The following is a 14,577-nucleotide window of genomic DNA, read 5'->3' on the forward strand; positions in this document are numbered from 1 at the left end:
CCGCACACGCTACGTGCCGCACCGCTCACGGGGGGACCATGAGACAGAGGGTCGTTCGCGTGACCCTGGTGGCCGGGCTGATCGTCCTGGCGCTGCTGCTCCTGCTGAGCATGTGCGGTGGGGGTGATGGTGAGGGCGCAGGCAAGGCCGCCGACGACAAGACCGGCAAGCCGGTGCGGCACAGCGCCGGCCCCCTGACCCGGCTCACCGTCCCGTCCGCGTACGACACCCGGCAGGGCTGGGAGATCTCCAATGTCTCTCCGGAGTACGCCATCGCGCGGGACAGCGGCCGTATCGGCTATCTGGAGCGAGTCGATGAGTCCCGGTTCCGGCTGCGCACGCTCGACTCCGCGACCGGCAGGCCCGGGTGGACCGGTCAGCCCTGGCATCCACCGGCCGCCGCCGACCAGTTCCCCGGGCTGCTCTCTGTCGCCAAGGACGGCCGCGAGTACTTCGTGACCTGGTCCTTCGGTACGGCGGGCGAGGACGCGCTGAACACGGCCGGCACCTTTGTCGCGCTCGATGTGTACGACGTCGCGGACGGCGGCCGGCAGCGGGTCGAGGTCCCGTGGCCCACCGCGCCGACCGTCTCGGGCACCGGTCCCGGCATTCTCATCTCCGACGGCGGCACCAGGAGCGCGGTCGTCGACCCGGTCTCCGGCGAGGTGACCCGGGTCCCGCAGAACGCGCTCGGCTACCCCAAGGGCTGTACGGGCTGCCGCCGGCTGACCGCGGTACGCGGGGTGACCGCGAAAGGGCTGCTGCTGAGCGGGGACCCGGGTTTCTGGCTCCGCGGCGGCTGGTCCAGCCGGAACGTCGCTCCGGCCCGCACCGATCCCGCCTCCGGAGTGCCGACCTCGGTAGTCCCGGGGTACGTACTGGCCAAGTGGCAGCCGGCGAAGGGCAGCAAGGACGCGGGCACGTACGACATCTGGGCGGTGCACGAGGTGACGACCGGGAAGCCGCTGGTCCAGGTGCGGTGTCACAAGCCGGCGATCGAGCCGGGCGAGTATCCGCAGGCGATGCTCTCGCCGGAGGGCGGCTATCTCGTCGCCGGGAATCTCGCGTTCGACCTGGAGCAGCGCAAGGCGTACTGCTTCGAGGAGTCGGACGGTTCCAAGCCGCTGACGCTGACCACCGTGACCGACTCGGGCACGGCGTACGGCGCGACGAGCGCGCGCAGCCCGGCGGACGCGCTGGCCGGCGGCGGTGCGCCCATCGAGCTGGACCTGGCCACCGCGGTGCCCCAGGCGCTCTCGCCCAATGTCCGGCTGCCTGGTGCGGAGACCGCGGGAGTCGGAGTCTTCAGCTGGACGGACACGAAGGACCGGCTGCATCTGATCGGGTACCCGCGCAGCGAGGGCTGACCCCGGGCTGCGCGGGCCGCCCCGGTGCCAGGTCTCGCCCGCGTCGGACTGCCCCGCGTCGGACTGCCCCGGTCGGACGGCCTCGGTCAGACGGCCTCGGCGCGCCGCTGCCACGGCCGGCACAGGACCAGGAAGCAGCCCAGCGCGGCCAGTGCGGAAGCCAGTTGGACCACGGCCATCGGAACGGCCGTCGCCTCGCCCGCGATCCCGACGAGCGGGGATGCGACGGCGCCGATGAGGAAGGACGCCGTACCGATCAGCGCGGACGCGGAGCCCGCGGCGTGCGGGGTACGCATCAGGGCCAGGGCGTTGGTGTTGGGCATCGCCAGACCCATCGCCGACATCAGCACGAAGAGACCGGCCGCGACCGGGAACAGGCCCACCTTCCCGAAGACTCCCGATGTCATCAGCAGCAGCGCGGTGGCGGCCAGTGTGATCACGGCCAGGCCGAAGCCGAGCGCCTTGTCCAGGCTGATCCGGCCCACCAGCACCTTGCCGTTGATCTGGCCGACGATGATCAGACCGACGGAGTTGACGCCGAAGAGCAGGCTGAAGGTCTGCGGGGATGCGCCGTAGATCTCCTGCACCACGAACGGCGAGGCGGAGATGTACGCGAAGAGCGCGGCGAAGGCGAGGCCGCCGGTGAGCATGTATCCGGTGAAGACCCGGTCGGCGAGCAGCGCGCGCATGGTGCGCAGGGCCTGGCCGACGCCGCCGCTGTGCCGCTTCTCCTGCGGGAGGGTCTCGTGCAGCCACTTCACCGCGAGGAGGGTGAGCAGAATGCCGATGGCGGTGAGGACGACGAAGACGCCGCGCCAGTCGGTGATCCGCAGCACCTGGCCGCCGATCAGCGGCGCGATGATCGGCGCGACGCCGGAGATCAGCATCAGGGTGGAGAAGAACCGGGCCATCTCCACGCCGTCGTAGAGATCGCGCACCACGGCCCGCGCGATGACGATGCCGGCCGCGCCCGCCAGTCCCTGCAGCAGCCGGAAACCGGTCAGCAGCTCGACGGTCGGCGCCAGTGCGCAGATCGCGGTGGCCACGACGTACACGATCATGCCGATGAGCAGCGGGCGGCGGCGCCCCCACCTGTCGCTCATCGGGCCGACCACGAGCTGGCCGAGCGCCATGCCCGCGAGACAGGCGGTGAGCGTGAGCTGGACGGTCGCGGCGGGCGCGCGCAGCGATTCGGTGACGGCGGGCAGTGCCGGGAGGTACATGTCCATGGAGAGCGGCGGCAGTGCGGTGAGGCCGCCGAGCACGAGCGTGACCAGAAGGCCGACGCGGCGGGCCGCGGCGATGGGAGCAGCTTCGGGTACGGGTGCCGCCTGTGCGGGTGATGCCTGTGCGGGTGCCGGGTCGGCGGAGGGTATGTGTCCTTGTGTGCTCTGGCCGCTCTCCGGCATCAACAGCTCCTGTTCCTGGTGTCCGCATCCATGCTCTCAGCTCGTCGGGAGTGGTCGAGACCCTTTTTCTCGAGGGCGGGTCCGGGACGAGCGAGATCGCGGTGGGATGCGCCGGCGGCCGTGCCGTGATGCGAACGCCGACGCGGTTCGGGACCGCGTCGGCGTCCGCTTGCCCGGGCAAGGCCGGCGGCGGGAGCCAGACCGACGGCGGGAGCTGAACCGGCGGCGCGAGCTACACCGGCTTGAGCTGAACCGACGGCGCGAGCTACACCGGCTTGAGCTGAACCGACGGCGCGAGCTACACCGGCTTGAGGCCGGGGTCGCCGGCCTCGGTCACGAAGGACGCCGCCGTGGTGACGGGCGCGCCCGGTGTGGTGACGGCGCTGACGGTCCGGAAGTCGGCGCGCGCCTGCTGCTCGCCGAGGGTGACGGTCACATAGCCGCGGCGGCCGTTGTAGAACTTCATGTGCGGGTTGGCCTGGGTGAGTTTGTCCCAGTTGGCGGGCTTCTCGGCGCCGTCCTTTCCGCTGCTGATGGAGGTGGCGACGATCTCGGTGCCGACGGTGCGGGACGCGGGGTCGTTGAAGTCCTTCTTCAGGTCGAGGCCGTATCCGACGTGCACATCGCCGGTGAGAACCATCAGGTTCTCGATACCGGCCGCCTGCGCACCGGCCAGGACCCGGTCGCGGGAGGCCGGATAGCCGTCCCAGGAGTCCATGCTCAACTTGAAGGTGCCGGTGGGGACATCGCGCCGCTGCGCGAAGGTGACCTGCTGCGGCACGACGTTCCAGCGAGCGTGTGAGGCCTTCCACCCGTCGAGCAGCCAGCGCTCCTGCTCGGCGCCGGTGAGGGTGCGCGCCGGGTCCTCGGACTCCGGTCCCGGGATCTGCCAGCCGTCGCCGTACGCCTGGTCGGAGCGGTACTGACGGGTGTCGAGGATGTCGAACTGCGCGAGCTGCCCGAAGTGCAGCCGTCGGTAGAGCTGCATATCGGGTCCGGCGGGCTGCTGCGGCATGCGCAGCGGCTGGTTCTCCCAGTACGCGCGGTAGGCGGCGGCCCTGCGCAGCAGGAACTCCTCCGGCGGGACGTCGTTCTCCGGGGTTTCGTCCGCGTAGTTGTTCTCGGTCTCGTGGTCGTCCCAGGTGACGATGAAGGGGTGCGCGGCGTGCGCGGCCTTCAGATCGGGGTCGGACTTGTAGAGGCCGTAGCGCAGCCGGTAGTCCTCGAGCGTGACGGTCTCGCGGTTGTAGTGGGCGGGGATGCGGCGGTCCGGGTACTTCCGGGCGCCGCCGACCGCGTCCACTGCGTATTCGTAGAGGTAGTCGCCGAGGTGGAAGACGGCGTCGAGCTCCTCCTCGGCGAGGTGCTTGTACGCGGTGAAGTAGCCGTCGTGGTACGCCTGGCAGGAGACGGCGGCGAGCTTCAGCTCACTGATCCGCGCGGACCGGGCGGGCGCGGTCCTGGTCCGTCCGGTCGGACTGATCCAGTTCCCGGCGCGGAAGCGGTAGTAGTAGGGCCGGTCGTTGTCGAGGCCGAGGACGTCGACGTGGACGCTGTGGTGGAACTCCGGGTGGGCGGTGACGGATCCGCGTCGCGCGATACGGGTGAAGCGGGAGTCGTGGGCGAGCTCCCAGCGCAGCGACACCTTGGCGCGCGGCAGTCCGCTGTCGGGCTCGTACGGGCGCGTCGCGAGGCGCGTCCACAGCAGTACGGAACCGGGCTTCGGGTCTCCGGAGCCGACGCCGAGGGTGAAGGGATCCTCGGTGATCTTCTTGGCGTCGAGTTCGGCGGCGTGGGCGGTACCGGGCAGATTGACGGCGAAGGCGAGCGCGGCGGCGGCGCCTGTGACGGTGAGGAACCTGCGGCGGCCGATGTGCTGGGCGGCGGCCCGGAGCTCGGGTGCGTGCGATGCGGTTCTCATGTGCCCCTCCCCTGACGGCTGTTGTCCTTCCGCATTGGAGTAGGGGCCGACGACTCTGCGTTGTCGAGTACACAACATCCGTATGTCGGTCGGATGAGTTCCACGTACAGATAGGCGACTACGCTGCGCGTCCATGAACGCTGTATCGAGGATTGCGGTGGTGACGGGAGCGGGTTCGGGCATCGGCCGGAGCGTGGCGCTGACGCTGGCGGGTGCGGGCTGGTCGGTGGTCCTGGCGGGTCGGCGGGCCGAGGCCCTGGCGGAAACGGCGTCTCTGGCGGGCGGGGATGTGCTGTGCTTCCCCACTGATGTGACGTCACCGGCCGATGTCACCACGCTGTTCGCCGCGGTACGGGAACACCACGGCCGACTTGACCTGCTGTTCAACAACGCAGGCACGTCCGGCCCCCGCGTCAGCTTCGAGGACCTGACGTACGAGGCCTGGCGCACGGTGGTGGACGTGAACCTGACGGGCGCTTTCCTGTGCGCTCAGGCGGCGTTCCGGGCGATGAAGGAGCAGTCGCCGCAGGGCGGCCGGATCATCAACAACGGCTCGATCTCGGCGCATGTGCCGCGCCCGAACTCGGCGCCGTACACCTCGACGAAGCACGCGATGACGGGCCTGACGAAGTCGCTGTCGCTCGACGGGAGGGCGTACTCGATCGCGTGCGGCCAGATCGACATCGGCAACGCGGCGACCGAGATGACGGAGCGGATGCAGGCGGGGATCCTGCAGGCCAACGGGGATGTGATGGTGGAGCCGGTGATGGACGCGGCGGATGTGGCGCGGACGGTGCTCCATATGGCGGAGCTGCCCCTGGCGGCGAATGTGCAGTTCGCGACGGTGATGGCGACGGCCATGCCGTACATCGGCCGGGGCTGAACTCCCTTCCTGGAAGGGGCGGCGGTCCCGTAGGGTTCCGGCCATGATCGCGACTGCCGATGTGCTGCGCTACACCGCCTTCTCGACCGACCCCGAAGGGGGCAACCCCGCGGGGGTCGTGCTGGACGCGTCCGGGCTCGACGACGCGGCGATGCTCGCCGTCGCGGCCGAGGTCGGCTACAGCGAGTCCGCGTTCCTGACGGCACCGCCCGAGGGCTTCGGCGCCTCCGGGCAGGGCCTCGGCGTCTCCGGGCAGGCCTTCACCGTCCGGTACTTCAGCCCGAAGGCCGAGGTCCCGTTCTGTGGTCACGCCACGGTCGCGACGGCCGTCGCGCTGGCGGAGCGCACCGGCCCCGGCGACTTCGTCTTCGTCACTCGCGTCGGCCCCGTGCCGGTGACGGTCTCGTCCGTGGACGGCGTACTGCGCGCGACGCTCACCAGCGTCGAGCCGCACGTCGAGGAGGCGGCCGCCGACGATGTGCGCGAAGCACTCGCCGCTCTCGACTGGGCCGCCGAGGACCTGGATCCGGCGCTGCCGCCGCGTATCGCCTTCGCGGGCGCGCGCCATCTGGTCCTGGCGGCCGCGACCCGCGCCCGGCTCGCGGATCTTCAGTACGACTTCGCACGCCTCGAAGCGCTGATGCACCGCCTCGACCTGACGACGGTCCAGTTGGCGTGGCGCGAGTCCGCCTCGGTGTTCCATGTCCGGGACCCGTTCCCGGTGGGCGGTGTGGTCGAGGATCCGGCGACGGGCGCGGCGGCGGCGGCGTTCGGTGCGTACGCGCGCGAACTCGGCCTCGTACCGGGCGAGTCGGAACTCACCCTGCACCAGGGCGTGGACATGGGCCGGCCCGGAGTGCTCACGGTGACGCTCAGCGAAGGCGATCCGCGGGTGCGGGTGAGCGGCTCAGGGGCCCGCATTCCCGACGTCGGCTGAGGCCCAGCCGCTGAGGTTCGCCACCCGAGGTCCGCCGCTGAGGTTCGCCACCGAGGTCCCGTCGCCGAGGTCCCGTCGCCGAGGTCCTGTCACCGAGGCCGGCCGGTCAGGCCTGCCCGGTCTCGAAGCGGCCGACCTTTCCGCCCTCCACCTTGAACTTCCAGGAGGTCCGCATCTCGCCCCAGGTGTCGTTGCGGTAGCGGGCGACCAGGGACAGCCCGTCGGCGGACTGCGAATCGACCTCCATATGCCCGCGCGAGGAGAAGATCTCACGCTCGGTCCAGTCGTCGAGGTCGCGGTCGCTGCCGTCGTCGGACATGGTCGCGCCCGGCGCGAGGGCGGCCTGGAAGCGTTCGCGGTCACCGGCGTTGAGGGCGCCGACGAAGGCGCGGACGGCGGGTTCGTTGAGCTTGTCCACGGAAATGGTCACGGTGTCTCCTTCGCTACGAGGACTGGGCGGAGCCACCTCCATCCCTACACCTCCGGACCCCGCCTCACCCTTTGGCGTCGGCCACCTGCGCGAGCCGTCCCCCGTCGGCTGCGCCCCGCCGACTGCACCCCGCGAACACCCCGTACATGGCAGGCTGCGCGCATGAATCACACCCTGGACCCCATCTGGGACACGGTCGGCCGGCTGCACGACTGGCTCGACGCGGAGAGCGATCTGCCGCCCCAACAGGAGACGTTGCTACGGATGTTGAAGATCTCGGAGGAGGTCGGCGAGGTCGCCCAGGCGATCATCGGCGCGACGGGCCAGAACCCGCGCAAGGGGACGACGCACAGCTGGCAGGACGTGGAGTCGGAGCTCTGCGACGTGATCATCACAGCGATGGTGGCGTTGCGTACGCTCACGCCGGACGCGTCGGAGGTCTTCGGCGCGCATCTTCGCGGTATCGCGGTGCGTTCGCTGGAGCGGTCACCGGGCTGATCCGCCCCCGTCCGCCGCCTCCATCAGGATGTGTCGGGCAGGTCGTCGTCGTGGCCGCTGATGCCGAACTCGGTCGCGGCGGCGGGTTGCCGCCGGGCGTAGTCGGCCACGTAGACGTCGCAGATCTCGTGTACGCCGGCGGCCGGTGACGTCGCCTCGTCCGTCGTTCCACCTCCAGGTCAGGAATCCGGTTCCTCCACTGTGGACGCCGCGCGGCGGCGCGGCAGACAGAGCTGGGCGGACAGCAGCCCGGCCGCGCCGATCAGGGTCCACAGCGCCCATGGGCCGATCGCGTACACGGCGCCGCCGATGAGCGGTCCGGCACCCGTACCGGTCGTGTACGCGACGCCGTGCAACCCCTGGTAGCGCCCGACCATGTGCGGCGGAGCCAGACTTCCCAGGTAGGACTGGGAGATGGTGCTCGTTGTCATCTCGCCGAGCGTCCATATCAGCACCGTCGCCGACAGCAGGACCATGCTGCTCATGAACCCGGTCAGCGCGAGACCGACACCGGTGATCAGGTTGCCGACGGCCAGTACGTACTGCGGCCGGTACCGGGAGATCGCGCCGGTGATGGGCAGCTCCAGCGCCAACACCAGCAGACCGTTGAGCCCGATGAGGAGACCGAAGTCGCGCGGGCTCAGACCCACGTCGCTGACGTGCAGGGGCAGGCCGACGGTGGACTGGATGTAGACGAACTCGGCGACCACGGTCATCAGCAGGAATCGCACCAGGGTGCGGTCGGCGAGCACCTGCCGGTATCCCACCGCCTGGTCCGCCTGCGTGTCCGCGTCGTCCTGGTCGGACCGCGGCTGGGGCGCATCTCGCAGCAGCATCGCCACGACCACGCCGAACAGAAGGCACGCGGCGGCATTGCCCAGGAAGAGCTCCCCATAGGAGGTGCCGGCCAGCACACCGCCGATGACGCCGCCCAGGGCGGCGCCCACGTTCATCGCGAACCGGAACACCCCGAAGGCGGCCAGCCGTTGCTGGTTGGTCGTCACGGCGTCGACCAGCACGGCGGCGGCGGCCGGCCGGTAGATCTGCGACGTCACGCCGATGAGCCCGACCACCGCGACGATGAGCGGGAGCGGCCCGAGGGACGGCACGATCGCCGTCAGCCCGGCGGTGGTCACGGCGGACAGCACGATGGTCCATCGCCGGCCGATCCTGTCGGCGAGGTAGCCGCCGACGGCGTTGCCGAGCACCTTGCCCACCCCGGACACACCCAGCACCAACCCCGCGGCACCGGCGGAATAGCCGCGCTCGGTCAGGTAGAGCACGATGAACACGGGCAGGAAGTTGCCGACCTGGTTGACCAGAATGCCGAGACTGATGATCCACACCCGGCCGGGCAGGCCGCGCACCGCGTCGCGGAATCGCTGCTCGTCGACGCCCGACCGGTCCGGCGCCGCCGTGCTCACGCGACGGGCTCGGTGCGCACGTGGATCGCCGCGGCCAGCCTCTTGCCGTGGGCGATGGCTTCGGTGGCGGTGGCGCCGCGGGCGATGACGTGACCGACCTTGTCCTCGTTCCAGGTCAGCGGTGGTACCTCGTCGCCCGGCTCCACCTCCAGCCGGAGGTCGACGAACGCCGGGTCCGCGCGCACGGCGTCGACGCCGGTCACCTCCACGACCCGTCCGGGCTCCGGCGTGAGGAACCGGACGGCCGCTCCGCCCCGAGGCTCGGGCGACGTGGTCAGCGTCTCCGCCACGCCGAACCTGGCGCCCAGCGCGTAGCGCTCCATGTCGACGCCGTAGGCGATCTCGGCCAGTTCGTTGATCCCGTCACCGCCGATGCGGTTGTGCGACTCGACGATCCGCGGGCCGCGCGAGGTCAGCTTGACCTCGGTGTGCCCCGGCCCGTTGCGCAGCCCCACCGCGTCGAGGAAGTCCGTCACCAACCGCGTGACCTCGCGCAGCGTCTCGGCCGAGCAGCCGCTGGGCTGCGAATGTCCGATCTCGACGAAACCGGGGCCGCCGCACTCCTTGTCGGTCACCGCGACGACCACATGCCGGCCGTGGAAGGTCAGGGTCTCCACGCTGATCTCCGGGCCGTCCAGGAACTCCTCCATGAGGAACTCGTCGAAGGAATCGGCACCGGACAGGTCCTTGGCGGCCCAATGCCCGTCGTCGAGGGACCGGAACCGTTCGGCGACGACGTCCACGTCGGCTCGGTCGCGGATGCAGAACACCCCCAGGCTGCCCGATTCGCGGATCGGCTTGACGATGATCGGGAGCCCGTGCGCCGATACGAACCCCCGAACGTCCTGCGCGGAACGGCCGACCGCGGAGGCCATCGGGCTGATGCCCTTCGCGGCCAGGAGTCGGCGCATCCGCCACTTGTCCAGCAGCAGTTCCACGGTGGCGACGGACTCGCCGCCGAGGCCGAGCGCCTCGTTGATCCGCGCCGTCGGCAGCAGCCCGAGTTCGAACAGCGACACGGCGGCCTGGAACGGGTACGCCTCGTGCAACGCCCGGACCAGCGGCAGGAGCCGGTCGATGTCGCCGTAGTCGAGCAGCAGCGCCTGATCGACGTAGGGCCAGTGGCCGCGGTCGTACTCGTCCGGGAACTGGGCGTGAACCACGTCCAGGCCGAGCTCCCGCGCCTTGCGCACATGCTTGAGCTTGCCGCCGATGAGCAGGACGCGAAGCCGTCCGGTGGCGACCGCCGAGGACCGTTGGCCGCTGGGTACGACATCGTCGGACAACGTGGCTCCCTCTCTCACGTTCCGGCCGGCGGGCTCGCCGGGAGTCGGGAAGGCGTCACGGCCGGGGGAGGATCAGTTCGGCACCTCCGTGCGGTGCGGCGTCGTCGCGGGCGGCGGGCCTCGCGGAGTTCCCTGATCAGGGCCCAGTCGTTGAAGCCGGGCTCGGGGATCGTCGGGTCGTGATGCTGGGCTGCTCGGGCTTGGGCGAGTGCGTATGCGGCTGAGAAGCTCATGCCTCAACGGTGCGCCAGGCCCTGGGGGGGTTGGCACGTCGTTTGACGAACGCCGCTAATCGGGGCGCCGGCTGTCAGTGGGCCCGTGCACCATGGAGCCCATGAGCGTCGACATCGACATCACCGGGCTCCCGCAGGAGCGCATCGTCTTCGGGCCGTCCCCGCTGGCGGAGCTGGGGGCGGCTCTGCACGTGCTTTCCGAGCCGGGCCACCATCCGGGCCTGCACGGCTGGGCGACGACGACGGCTGCGGGGCTGAAGCCGGATCTGCAGTGCCGGCTGTCGGAGGCGGAGTTCCTGTGGCGGTCGACGCGGTCCGACATCCTGCTGCCCAACCGCCCGATGCCGCCGGCCACGCTGGCGGAGGAGCTGGACGAGGTGGACGAGCTCGATGACGAGACGTACGTCGAGGCCGCGCTCGAGATCAACGCCTCCGGCTGCACGCTGCGCTGTGGTGGCGGGCGCTCCCCGCTGGTGGACGATGCCGCTCGGGACGCTGCCCTCGAGCGGGCGTCCGCGCGCGGTCCCCGGCAACTCGATTTCGCACAACACCTGCTGAAGGACCCGGCAACGGTCCGCGCCTGGATCCGGCGTCTCCTTGAGGACTGCGACGAGGCTTTCTTCGCCGAGGTCTGGCAGCGCGTCCGCCCTCAACTCGCCGCGGACGCATGGGAGAAGGCGGAGCTGCTGCGTCGCAGGAGCCTCGCCGACGCGCTCAAGGCGGTGTCGCCGACCGTGACGCTCGAGGAGGACGCGCGGGGCCGACGCATCAATGTCGACAAGCTGACGGACGGGCGAACGGAGGCCACGCAGCCGGGCATCGACCCCGGTGTCACGTTCGTGCCGAGTGCGTTCGGCTGGCCACACCTGGTCGTACAGCACGCGCCGGGGTGGCGTCCAGTCGTCGAATACCCGCTCTCCGCACCGGAGTTGAGGCCCGGGCCGGGCACGTCGGAGCTGATGGAGAAGCGACTGATGGCACTGGCCCACCCAATCCGGATACGCCTGTGCTGGGCACTGGCCCGCGCCCCGTACACGACGAGCGAGTTGGCGAAGGGTTTCGGCATCACGGCGCCCGAGGTGTCGCGCCATCTGAAGGCCCTGCGCGAGGCCGGAATGCTCACCACGCAGCGGCACGGTAGGTACGTACAGCACCAGTTGGACGTCACCGTGGTGGCGCGACTGGGGAGCGACTTCCTCGAGTCGATCCTGCGGTGACGGAAGGGCTCCCCCACCCGCGCCGGCCCCGTCCCGTACGCAAGCACCACCGCCTGCACCCGGTCGCGCAGCTTGAGCTTCGCCTGCCGGGCGAGCTCCGGCGACGTCGGCTGCGTCGTGGCGGGCAACACCGAGGCGAACCGGTCGATGAGCCGCCGCGTCGTGGCGGGCGCGACCACCGCGCGCCGCGCGGAGCGACCGTGAGCACCGTCGCCGGATGCCGGGCCGCCTCGTGGCAGCCGCCGTCGGTGGAGGCCGCGGCGATGCATGCATCACTCTGAGTAACAGTACCGGCACAATTGGCAACCGGGTCGAGCGACAGAGCCTCTGACCGTACAGAGTCACTCAGATATCTGCACAATGGATGACAAAGACGCCTGAGCCTCTTTCGGCGCCCGGTGGGTGGGGCGAGGCGATGCGTTGTGCCGCGGGTGGAAGGCGACAGTCGTGCCGTCAGATCGGTCGGGGGACGAGAAGGCTCCCGGTCCGCTCTGGTCCGAGCCCGGGACGCTGCTGCAACACGTGGCCGTTGCCGTCTTCGGCATCGATGATGACGACCGGATCTGCTACTGGGGACCTGGCGCGCGGGACCTCTTCGGGCACGACCCCGCTGCGGTGCTGCGCAAACCCGCCGGTGTGCTCTTCCCGGATCCGCCCCGAGGCGCCCCTGCCCCTTCGATCCGGCTGGCGGAGCGAGGCCGCACCCTGGGGTACTGGCGCGGCCGGCTGCAGGCACGGCACCTGGACGGCGCGGTCTTCGACTGCGGTTTCCGGGTCTTCCCCGTCACTGGCGCAGAGGGCCGTTCGGTGGTCATGGCCTTGGCGAGCCGCAGTGACGAACTCGATCGGGTGAAGACCAACCTGGCCTTCCTCGACGCCCTCTTCGAGACCTGCCCCATTGGCCTGGTCATGCTCGACGAGGAGTCGCGGTACGTCCACCTCAACCAGGCGCTCGCCGACATGGACGGACTTCCCATCGAGGAGCACCTCGGACGGCGGATGGAAGAGATCATGATCACCTCCGACGGGGGTGAGTACCAGCGGATACTGCGCGCGGTCGCCACGGAGGGACGGCCCGTCGTGGGCGCGCTGGTGGGCGTACGCACGCCAGGTCACCCGGATCGTGATCAGGTGCGGTCGGTGAGTTTCTTCCCCCTCAGCGGCGCGGTCGGAAGCCGGCCCGGAGTGGGCGGCCTGCTGGTGGACGTGACCGACCGGGAGCAGGCCATCATGGAGGCAACCGCCGGTCGTCAGCGGCTGGCTCTGCTGGACCGGGCCGCGGCCCGGATCGGCACCACCCTGGACGTGAACGTCACCGCCCGGGAGCTGGTCGACGCCGCGGTTCCCGACTTCTCGGACGCCTCCGTCGTGGAACTCGTGGAGTGGATGGACGAGCCTGAGGTGTTCGACCCGGAACTTCCGCTGGTCACGCGCCGGATCGCCTCCGGCACCATCCTGCCCCCACCCGCCACCGAACTCGTGAGCGGGCTGGAGAGCGTGACATACCCACCGGGTTCCGCCATCCACCGGATGCTGCGCACGGGCCGCCCCGTCTCCGTCCTGGTGAACGACGAGTTCGTGACCCGGACCGTCATCCACCAGGCCCGCGCCCAGCTCCTGAGAGAAAGCGGCCTGGCCTGCATCCTCATCGCCCCGCTCATCGCCCGGGGCACGGTCCAGGGCCTCACCATGTTCGGACGCTCCGCGGCCAGGCCCGCCTTCACCGAGGAGGACCTCAGCCTGGCCGGTGAGCTCGCCTCCCGCGCCGCGCTCTGCCTGGACAACGCGCGTCTCTACAGCCGAGTGCATGACATCTCGGTCACCCTCCAGCGCGCGCTGCTCCCCAGTGCCCTGGCGACCAGCCCTTATGTGCAGGTCGCCCACCGCTACCTGCCCGGCAGCCACATCACCGAGGTCGGCGGCGACTGGTACGACGTGATCAACCTGCCCGGCGACCGGGTCGCCCTGGTCGTCGGTGACGTGATGGGCCACGGGGTGCCGGCCGCCGCGGCCATGGGGAGGCTGCGCATCACGGCCAAGGCACTTGCCAGGCACACCCAGGAACCGCACGAACTGCTCGCCGAGCTCGACACCTGTGCCCAGGAGGCGGGAATCGAGCTGGCGACCTGCCTCTACATCCTGTACGACCCCACGACCGGGCGCGCCCGCATGGCCAGCGCCGGCCACCCCCCGCCCCTCGTACGCCACCCTGACGGCACGGTCGAGACCATTAGCAATGTCCTGGGAGTTCCCCTCGGGGTGGGCGGTCACCCCTTCACGACAATCGAGATCACCCTGCCGGAGGACGCCATTCTCGCCCTGTACACCGACGGCCTCATCGAAGCACGCGGCCAGGACATCGAAGAGGGCCTGGCCGCGGTACGTGCCGAACTACGCAGGGCGTCGGGCCAGTTGGAGGAGACAGCGGACCGCATGCTCTCGAGCCTGCTGCCCGACCCGCCGGACGACGACACGGTGCTCGTCCTCGCCCGTGTCCGCCGCAGTCCTCCGCATGGCCCGTAGTTCGCAGCAGAGCGACTCACCGCGCGCTACGGGCAGCGGTCAACGTCCGCGGGTTGCTCCGCGCCGCCGGTGCGCGGGAAGGGGTGAAACCGCGTAGGAGGCGTCTTCCTCCTCTTCCAGTGGCGGCAGCTCGACGGTGTACTGCGGCTGAAGAAACAGATCGTGGTGCTGCGGCGCAGCTGGCGAGCCTGCCGTGGTCTGTCCGGGCCGGGCAGGATCGAGGTGGGGAGAGGCAGCAGTCATGCACAACCATCCAGAGTTTGAGAGCCGCGCGGATCCAAGGCGGAACTGTCGACCGGTGATGATCGGTATGTCTCTGCTCCGCGTGCGCCACTCCATTAGATCCTATTGGCGGCGGAAGGACGTCAGCACGCGAGTGCGCTGGCCATCCGGCACGAAGACGACCGGCCTTCGACCGGCTTCAGCGACGCCTGAACCCCACCGCTCCA

General features: G+C 70.4%; 11 protein-coding genes and 1 pseudogene. 6 read left to right on the plus strand and 6 right to left on the minus strand.

Going from position 1 to position 14,577, the window contains the following annotated elements; genetic code table 11:
* The first annotated feature begins 38 nt into the window (after window positions 1-38).
* On the plus strand, window positions 39-1,367 hold the full coding sequence (locus ACFWDI_RS09710; RefSeq protein WP_385302529.1) for a hypothetical protein: 1,329 nt from the start codon (window positions 39-41) through the stop codon (window positions 1,365-1,367).
* 86 nt (window positions 1,368-1,453) lie between these two features.
* Here ACFWDI_RS09710 and ACFWDI_RS09715 read toward each other — a convergent pair whose 3' ends face one another.
* Both ACFWDI_RS09715 and ACFWDI_RS09720 read right to left on the minus strand, forming a co-directional pair.
* Complete coding sequence (locus tag ACFWDI_RS09715) at window positions 1,454-2,776, minus strand: Bcr/CflA family multidrug efflux MFS transporter (protein ID WP_385302530.1); 1,323 nt, start codon at window positions 2,774-2,776, stop codon at window positions 1,454-1,456.
* A gap of 298 nt (window positions 2,777-3,074) precedes the next feature.
* The gene (locus ACFWDI_RS09720; RefSeq protein ID WP_385302531.1) at window positions 3,075-4,697 is read right to left on the minus strand and encodes an alkaline phosphatase D family protein; all 1,623 of its coding nucleotides are present in this window, start codon (window positions 4,695-4,697) and stop codon (window positions 3,075-3,077) included.
* Window positions 4,698-4,830: 133 nt separating this feature from the next.
* Between ACFWDI_RS09720 and ACFWDI_RS09725 the strand changes: the two genes are divergently transcribed.
* Window positions 4,831-5,580 carry an SDR family oxidoreductase gene (locus ACFWDI_RS09725; protein WP_385302533.1) on the plus strand — a complete coding sequence of 250 codons (750 nt, stop codon included), beginning with the start codon at window positions 4,831-4,833 and terminating at the stop codon, window positions 5,578-5,580.
* 43 nt (window positions 5,581-5,623) lie between these two features.
* Window positions 5,624-6,517, plus strand: a complete 894-nt coding sequence (locus ACFWDI_RS09730) for a PhzF family phenazine biosynthesis protein (protein ID WP_385302534.1) — start codon at window positions 5,624-5,626, stop codon at window positions 6,515-6,517.
* A 106-nt stretch (window positions 6,518-6,623) separates the two neighbouring features.
* Here the strand turns inward: ACFWDI_RS09730 and ACFWDI_RS09735 are convergent, their stop codons facing one another.
* A complete protein-coding gene (locus tag ACFWDI_RS09735; RefSeq protein ID WP_327323243.1) occupies window positions 6,624-6,947 on the minus strand; it encodes a nuclear transport factor 2 family protein in 324 nt (107 codons plus the stop codon).
* A 162-nt stretch (window positions 6,948-7,109) separates the two neighbouring features.
* Here ACFWDI_RS09735 and ACFWDI_RS09740 point away from each other — a divergent pair, with 162 nt between their 5' ends.
* The gene (locus ACFWDI_RS09740) at window positions 7,110-7,445 is read left to right on the plus strand and encodes a MazG-like family protein (RefSeq protein ID WP_385302536.1); all 336 of its coding nucleotides are present in this window, start codon (window positions 7,110-7,112) and stop codon (window positions 7,443-7,445) included.
* Between the two features lie 179 nt (window positions 7,446-7,624).
* Here the strand turns inward: ACFWDI_RS09740 and ACFWDI_RS09745 are convergent, their stop codons facing one another.
* Window positions 7,625-8,869 (minus strand): MFS transporter, encoded by a 1,245-nt coding sequence (locus ACFWDI_RS09745; RefSeq protein ID WP_385302538.1) that lies wholly within the window; start codon window positions 8,867-8,869, stop codon window positions 7,625-7,627.
* Window positions 8,866-10,155, minus strand: a complete 1,290-nt coding sequence (locus ACFWDI_RS09750) for an ATP-grasp domain-containing protein (RefSeq protein WP_385302540.1) — start codon at window positions 10,153-10,155, stop codon at window positions 8,866-8,868. The genes ACFWDI_RS09745 and ACFWDI_RS09750 overlap by 4 nt, the downstream gene beginning before the upstream one ends.
* A 334-nt stretch (window positions 10,156-10,489) precedes the next feature.
* Here ACFWDI_RS09750 and ACFWDI_RS09755 point away from each other — a divergent pair, with 334 nt between their 5' ends.
* Window positions 10,490-11,605: a DUF5937 family protein gene (locus ACFWDI_RS09755; RefSeq protein ID WP_385302541.1), complete on the plus strand. Its 1,116-nt coding sequence runs from the start codon at window positions 10,490-10,492 to the stop codon at window positions 11,603-11,605.
* An 11-nt stretch (window positions 11,606-11,616) separates the two neighbouring features.
* Here the strand turns inward: ACFWDI_RS09755 and ACFWDI_RS09760 are convergent.
* Window positions 11,617-11,787, minus strand: a pseudogene (locus ACFWDI_RS09760) (DNA-binding response regulator); the annotation flags it as partial.
* Between the two features lie 265 nt (window positions 11,788-12,052).
* On the opposite strand from ACFWDI_RS09760, the gene ACFWDI_RS09765 reads away from it, so the two are divergent.
* Complete coding sequence (locus ACFWDI_RS09765) at window positions 12,053-14,128, plus strand: SpoIIE family protein phosphatase (RefSeq protein ID WP_385302543.1); 2,076 nt, start codon at window positions 12,053-12,055, stop codon at window positions 14,126-14,128.
* The last annotated feature ends 449 nt before the right edge of the window (window positions 14,129-14,577 follow it).

It is taken from the genome of Streptomyces sp. NPDC060064, assembly GCF_042736455.1.
In the GTDB taxonomy this organism is placed as follows: Bacteria; Actinomycetota; Actinomycetes; order Streptomycetales; family Streptomycetaceae; genus Streptomyces.

Coding starts and splice junctions, on each gene's coding strand:
- ACFWDI_RS09710 (WP_385302529.1), top strand. CDS start 39: ATGAGACAGAGGGTCGTTCGCGTGACCCTGGTGGCCGGGCTGATCGTC.
- ACFWDI_RS09720 (WP_385302531.1), bottom strand. CDS start 4,697: ATGAGAACCGCATCGCACGCACCCGAGCTCCGGGCCGCCGCCCAGCAC.
- ACFWDI_RS09755 (WP_385302541.1), top strand. CDS start 10,490: ATGAGCGTCGACATCGACATCACCGGGCTCCCGCAGGAGCGCATCGTC.
- ACFWDI_RS09730 (WP_385302534.1), top strand. CDS start 5,624: ATGATCGCGACTGCCGATGTGCTGCGCTACACCGCCTTCTCGACCGAC.
- ACFWDI_RS09725 (WP_385302533.1), top strand. CDS start 4,831: ATGAACGCTGTATCGAGGATTGCGGTGGTGACGGGAGCGGGTTCGGGC.
- ACFWDI_RS09715 (WP_385302530.1), bottom strand. CDS start 2,776: ATGCCGGAGAGCGGCCAGAGCACACAAGGACACATACCCTCCGCCGAC.
- ACFWDI_RS09740 (WP_385302536.1), top strand. CDS start 7,110: ATGAATCACACCCTGGACCCCATCTGGGACACGGTCGGCCGGCTGCAC.